This is a genomic window from uncultured Amaricoccus sp. (assembly GCF_937858865.1).
Classification (GTDB): Bacteria; Pseudomonadota; Alphaproteobacteria; order Rhodobacterales; family Rhodobacteraceae; genus Amaricoccus.
In genome coordinates this window covers 1-5541 of the sequence record NZ_CALLYO010000507.1, presented here as the reverse complement: position 1 = coordinate 5541, position 5541 = coordinate 1, and the positions used below count along the sequence as shown (strand labels likewise).

Below are 5541 nucleotides of genomic sequence, written 5' to 3'. Positions count from 1 at the left end.
GACGAGGGCGATGGCGACGGCGATGGCGATCTTGACGGTCGACCAGGGGCGTTCGCCCTCGACGGTTCCGGTGCGGCCGTTGACCACGAAGCGGAAGCTCCGGCCGCGGTAGCGGTAGGCGGCGAGCCAGACGGGCAGGAGGACGTGCTTGAAGGTCAGGGCGCCGACCTCGGTGCGCAGGTCGCCGATGCGCTGCTGGTCGCCGCCGATGTCGGCGCGCACGTCGCGCTCGATGACCGCGTTCATGATCGCGCGCGCCTCCTCGTAGCCGGCCTCGACGGGCACGGTATAGCCCTCGGCGCGGAAGCCGGCGAGGAACTTCGGCTCGTAGGGGCTGAGGACGGAGAGGTCCCAGGGAGCGAGCGCGTCGGTGAAGCGCTTGGGCAGGCTCTTCGCGCCGAGGACGAGCACGTCGTCGAAGTCGCGCGCCACCCGGCCGCGGACCGGCTGCCAGCGGATGCGGGCGACCTGCTGCATCTGGGTCTGTCGCCGGCCGTTGACCGTCACCGTGACCGGGCGGCTCTCGTAGTAGACGGTGCCGCGCTGGCCGGAATACTGGGTGCGGGTCTCGGCGTCGTAGGTCCAGTAGGGGACGTAGATCCCCTGCATGGCGCGCTCGGCGCGGGCGTACTGCTTGAGGTCGTTCGGCGCGAACCAGAGCCGGCCGAGCCAGTGGTTCATCGCCGCGCGCGCCTTCGCCTCGCTGAGGAGGAAGGGGAGCTGGGCCTGCGGCTTGATCTGCCGCTGCGGGCCGGTGTCGGTGACGATGGGCGTGGCGCAGAAGGGGCATTCGCGGGCGTGCGCGTCGCGCCCGAGCTCGACCTCGGCGCCGCAGTTCGGGCAGCGGGCGAAGCGGGCCTCCTGCATCTCGGCCGGCGGCAGGGTGCCCTGCTCGACCGCGCGCAGGTCGAGCTCGGGGATCGGGCGGCGCGGGGCGGGGACCGGCTCCTGATGGCCGCAGTGCGGGCACTTCAGGCCGTCGGTGTCGGGGTCGAAGCGCAGGTCCGAGCCGCAGGAGGGACAGGGGAAGCGGTGGTCCTGTAGCTCTATCTCCGCCCCCCCATCCACGCTGCCTGAGGCCGGGCCGAGCTGCATGGCGCTCAAGGTTCCTCAGGAGGCGGGCGGCGGCGGCGGGGCGCTGAAGAGGTCGGCGAGCTCGCTGACGTCGCGGCCGCGCTGCCAGTCGGGGCCGCCCGGGGTCCAGAGCCAGCTGTCGCCGGAGACGCTGCCGTCCGAGACCAGGCGGCCGAGCTCGTCGCGGGTGTAGGGGCCGGTGGCCTTGCCGTCGACGGCGACGTGCCAGCGCCTGGCGCCCGGCGGGGGCGGCGGGGTCTGGGCCTGGGGCTGCGCGGGCTCGGGCGCGGCGCCCCAGGGGCCGGAGCGGGCCATGCGCTCGGCCATGGCCATGCCGGCGCCCATGCCAAGGCCGGCGGCCATGCCCCCGCCGCCGGGGTTCTCGGCCGATTTGGTCAGCGCCTCGGCGGCGGAGAACTCGGTGTAGCGCGAGAGATCGCCGGCGACGCCCGAGGCGGTGCGCTTGTCGAGGGCGGCCTCGACCTCGGAGGGGAGCGAGACGTTCTCGACGTAGAAGGCGGGGAGGGCGAGGCCGTATTCGGCGACCATCGGGGCGATGCGCTCGTGGACGATCTTGGCGAGGTCGAGGGTGTTGGCCGCCATGTCGAGAACCGGGATGCCGGAGGTCGCGATGATCTGGCTGAAGTGGGTGACGATGACGTTGCGGATCTGGAACTCGATCTCCTGGGTGGTGAATTCGCCGTCGGTGCCGACGATCTCGGTCAGGAACTTGCCCGGATCCGCGACCCGCATGGTGTAGGTGCCGTAGGCGCGCAGGCGCACCGGGCCGAACTCGGGGTCGCGGCAGGTGATCGGGTTGCGGGTGCCCCACTTCAGGTCGGTGAAGAGGCGGGTGTTGACGAAGTAGATCTCGGAGAGGAAGGGGCTCTTGAAGCCGTGGTCCCAGTGCTGGAGCGTGGTGAGGACGGGGAGGTTGTTGGTCTCGAGCTCGTAGAGGCCGGGGGCGAAGACGTCGGCGAGCTGGCCCTCGTGGACGAAGACCGCGGCCTGGCCCTCGCGCACGGTGAGCTTGGCGCCGTACTTGATGGCGTGGCCGTGGCGCTCGAAGCGCCAGACGATGGTGTCGCGGGTGTCGTCGGTCCAGGCGATGACGTCGATGAACTCGCCGCGCAGGAAATCGAAGATGGGCATGGGCGTCTCCCTTTCAGTTGGCGGCGATCGCCATCCGTTCGTCGTTGGCCTGGGCGAGGCGGGCATCGCGCGCGATCTCGGGCAGGAGCGGGCGCACCTCGGCGGCAGTCATGCCGGGGCGGAGGCGCGGGTCGTAGAGCATGCGCAGCAGGATCGCGTCGTGCTCGGTGAGGAGCGCGAACTCTAGGTCGTCGTTGAAGAGCGAGGGGCGCGCGTCGGGGCTGTCGTTGGGCAGGCCCATGGCCTGGGCCATCTCCTCGTGGACGCAGGAGAGGCGGGTGAAGGGCGGATGCTCGGCGCGGATGAGGACGATGACGGCGGAGTAGACCGACGGGCGGTCGGGCTCGGAGAAGGCGTAGGCGGTGCAGAAAGTGTCGAGCGGCGTGTCGTGCAGCGCCGACATCACGGCGGGGGCGAAGTTCGGGTAGGCGGCGCGCACCTGGGTGGCGAAGGCCTCGCGCTCGGCGCTGTTCATGAAGAGGACGAGGAAGTTCACGTCCGTCCCCTGCCCGAGCCGCATGTCGAGGCCGGTCAGGTGGGCGAGCCGCTGGGTGAAGGCGGCGACGTTGGCGCGGTCGCGGGCGGCGTCCTCGGGCGGGGTGGAGGCGCCGGTCATCACCGCCACGCGTACCGGCTTGTCCCAGCGGCGCAGCAGCGCCGGGGCCTCGGTGTGGACGAAGCGGCCGCCCTGGTCGACATATTCGTCGTGCAGGGCGATGCGGTCGAAGTCGCGCACGAGGTCGGCGTCGGTGAAGGGCGCGTCGGCCGGCGCCGTGTCGCGGCGCATCCGGCCGCTGGCGGTCAGGTCGCCCTCGACGGAGGCGTAGAAGGCGCGCAGGTCCTCGCCGCCGGGCGGTATTCCGCCGGCCGAGCGGCGAGGGGCCGGAGGTTCGGCGCGCTCGAGACCCGTGGTGAGTGCGGGCTCGGCCGGCCCGGGGGCATGAGCGCAGCCGGCGAGGAGCGCAAGCGCCGCCGCCGCGCCGAGCAGGCCGTGCGGCAGGCGGGCGGCCGCCGGCGGGCGGCGGGTCGCAACAGGGCAAGCAACAGACGTCATCGCGTTCCTTCAGACACTCCCGCCGATGTTGGTCCCGGAGCCGGTGGCGCGCGCCCTGGCGGCGGCGAGCGTTTCCTTGAGCTCGCCCTCCATGCGGATGAGGCTCTGCTCGGCGGCGGCGCGCTTGGCCTTGCCCTCGTCGGCGATCCTGAGCGAGTCCTCGATCGTCGCGATCAGGTCGTCGTTGGCCTTCTCGATCGCCTCGATGTCGAAGACGCCGCGCTCCATCTCGGCGCGGATCTCGGCGTTGGCGGTGCGCAGGTTCTCGGCGTTCTTGCGCAAAAGGTCGTTGGTGAGGTCGCTCGCCTCCTTGACTACGCTCGCCGCCTCGCGCGAGCGGTGGACGGTGACGGCCTGGGCGAGCTGGGTTTCCCAGAGCGGCACGGTGTTGACGAGGGTCGAGTTGATCTTGGTGATCAGGCTCTTGTCGTTTTCCTGCACCAGCCTGATCGAGGGCAGCGACTGCATGGTGACCTGGCGGGTCAGCTTCAGGTCGTGCACCCGGCGCTCGAGGTCGTCGCGGGCGGCGCGGAGGTCGCGCAGCTCCTGCGCCTTCATCACCCCCTTGTCTTCGGAGGCGGCCTTCACCTCGGCCTCCTTGTTCGGGATGGTGGTAGCGTCGAGCTCGGCGAGCTTGGCCTCGCCGGCGGCGATGTAGAGCGCGAGCTCGTCGTAGAAAGCGAGCGTCTTCTCGTAGAGCCTGTCGAGCGATTTCACGTCCTTGAGCAGCGTGTGCTCGTGCACCAGCAGCTCGCCGGTGATCTTGTCGATCTGGCCCTGCACCTCCTCGTAGCGGGCCATGAACTCGGCGATGGGCGCCGCCCCGCCGGTCAGCCGCTCCCACCAGCTGCGCTTGCGGTTGGGGTCGAGCTCGTCGACGGTGAAGCCGCGCAGGGACGTCACCATGTCGCGCAGCGAGTTGCCGGCGGGGCCGACGTCCTTGTTGCGGACGCCAGCGAGCATCTCCTGGCTGATCGCCTGCAGCTCGGCCTGGGCGGCGGAGCCGAAGCGGATGATCGACTGGGTGTCCTCCATGTCGATCTCGCCCTTGCGCCTCTCGATCTCGGCCCTGGTCCCGGGATCGGCGACGTCGACGGCGATGAGCTCGCCCTTCGGCTCGGGCAGCAGGTGGGCGGTGATCGTCTCCGCCTCCTTGAGCGCGGCCTCGGCCTGGGCGCGGGTTTCGTCGGACATGAATCTTCCCCTGTCGTTAGCGGGCGACGAGCCCGTCCTGCTTCAGCCGGTCGCGCAGCACCTCGATCTCGATGTCGAGCGAGCTGCGGTCGTCCTCCAAGAGGTGGGTGCGCTGGGTGGCGAAGCTCTGCTCGAGATCGCCGAGCAGCGCCTCGTAGGCCTGCCGCGCCGTCTCGTCGCGGCTGCGGCTCCAGAGCTCGGCGAACTTCACCGTCGCGTCGCGCAGGCCGAGCAGATAGACGCTGAGGAAGGTGCGCGCGCGGCTGAGGTCGCGCGGGTCGCGCTCGACGACGCGGAAGACCTCGCGCGCCTGGTCGCAGAGCCGCTCGATGCGGCCCTCGAGCCGGCGGTCGCCCACCCGCTTCGAGGCGTCGGTGGTCTGGCGCACCAGCTCCTCGGCCTTGTCGATGGCGCGGGCGACGCGGTCGGTGGCGAATTCGTCGACGCCCTCGAGCCCCTTCTTCCGCATCGGGTCGAGGCCGAAGGCGAGGACGTGCGCGGCTCCGGCCACGATGCCGAAGGCGAGCGCGCCGAGGAGCGGCTGCCCGAGGCTCGCCACGCCGACGAGGGCGACGCTGGCCCCGGCCAGGACGGCGGCGAAGAGCTTGCGCGGGATCGCCGGCGGGCGGGCGACGGCGCGGGCGTCGTAGGCCTCCTCGGCCCGCAGCCCCTCGTTCAGCAGCCAGGCCGAGAGCATGAGCCCGGCGAAGCCGCCGAGCTCGCCCAGCATCTCCGGCGCCGACCCGCGCTGGATCGCGCCGAGTCCTGCGAAGAGGAGCGGCAGCGGCAGCAGGAACATGAGCCGCGCCCGCACGCTGATGCGGCTGACCCGGCGGTTGCGGAACGGCCCCGGCGGCGGGTTGCCGGAGGCGGCACCGGCCGCCTCGCGCCCGCTTCCGTCGGGGGAGTACTTGCCGCCGTAGCGCCTTGCCATCAGAATCCGCCGGAAAGCACCGGGGCGGCGCCGAGCGCGCCGAAGCCGCTGGCGAGCACGATGGCCGCGAGCACGACGAAACCGAAGAGCCGGACGAGTGGTTGGTTCATGGGCCCCTGAGCCTGCTGATCGG

Annotated in this window: 5 protein-coding genes; all 5 read right to left on the bottom strand. The window is 71.7% G+C overall.

The features are described from left to right. Nucleotides 1–1095 (bottom strand): primosomal protein N' (replication factor Y) - superfamily II helicase (locus tag Q0112_RS14895; RefSeq protein WP_297976623.1); only part of this gene is annotated, 1095 nt, incomplete at its 3' end. A gap of 15 nt (nucleotides 1096–1110) precedes the next feature. Continuing rightward, a complete protein-coding gene (locus tag Q0112_RS14890; RefSeq protein WP_297976621.1) occupies nucleotides 1111–2226 on the bottom strand; it encodes an SPFH domain-containing protein in 1116 nt (371 codons plus the stop codon). Between the two features lie 13 nt (nucleotides 2227–2239). Then, the gene (locus Q0112_RS14885) at nucleotides 2240–3280 is read right to left on the bottom strand and encodes a DUF2927 domain-containing protein (protein WP_297976619.1); all 1041 of its coding nucleotides are present in this window, start codon (nucleotides 3278–3280) and stop codon (nucleotides 2240–2242) included. A 9-nt stretch (nucleotides 3281–3289) separates the two neighbouring features. Continuing rightward, nucleotides 3290–4474 carry a toxic anion resistance protein gene (locus tag Q0112_RS14880; RefSeq protein WP_297976618.1) on the bottom strand — a complete coding sequence of 395 codons (1185 nt, stop codon included), beginning with the start codon at nucleotides 4472–4474 and terminating at the stop codon, nucleotides 3290–3292. Nucleotides 4475–4490: 16 nt separating this feature from the next. After that, nucleotides 4491–5408 (bottom strand): 5-bromo-4-chloroindolyl phosphate hydrolysis family protein, encoded by a 918-nt coding sequence (locus Q0112_RS14875; protein WP_297976616.1) that lies wholly within the window; start codon nucleotides 5406–5408, stop codon nucleotides 4491–4493. Nucleotides 5409–5541 lie beyond the last annotated feature (133 nt).

What these genes read in the sequence shown, in the direction of transcription:
- Q0112_RS14875 (WP_297976616.1), bottom strand. Translation starts at nt 5,408, where the DNA reads ATGGCAAGGCGCTACGGCGGCAAGTACTCCCCCGACGGAAGCGGGCGC.
- Q0112_RS14890 (WP_297976621.1), bottom strand. Translation starts at nt 2,226, where the DNA reads ATGCCCATCTTCGATTTCCTGCGCGGCGAGTTCATCGACGTCATCGCC.
- Q0112_RS14880 (WP_297976618.1), bottom strand. Translation starts at nt 4,474, where the DNA reads ATGTCCGACGAAACCCGCGCCCAGGCCGAGGCCGCGCTCAAGGAGGCG.
- Q0112_RS14885 (WP_297976619.1), bottom strand. Translation starts at nt 3,280, where the DNA reads ATGACGTCTGTTGCTTGCCCTGTTGCGACCCGCCGCCCGCCGGCGGCC.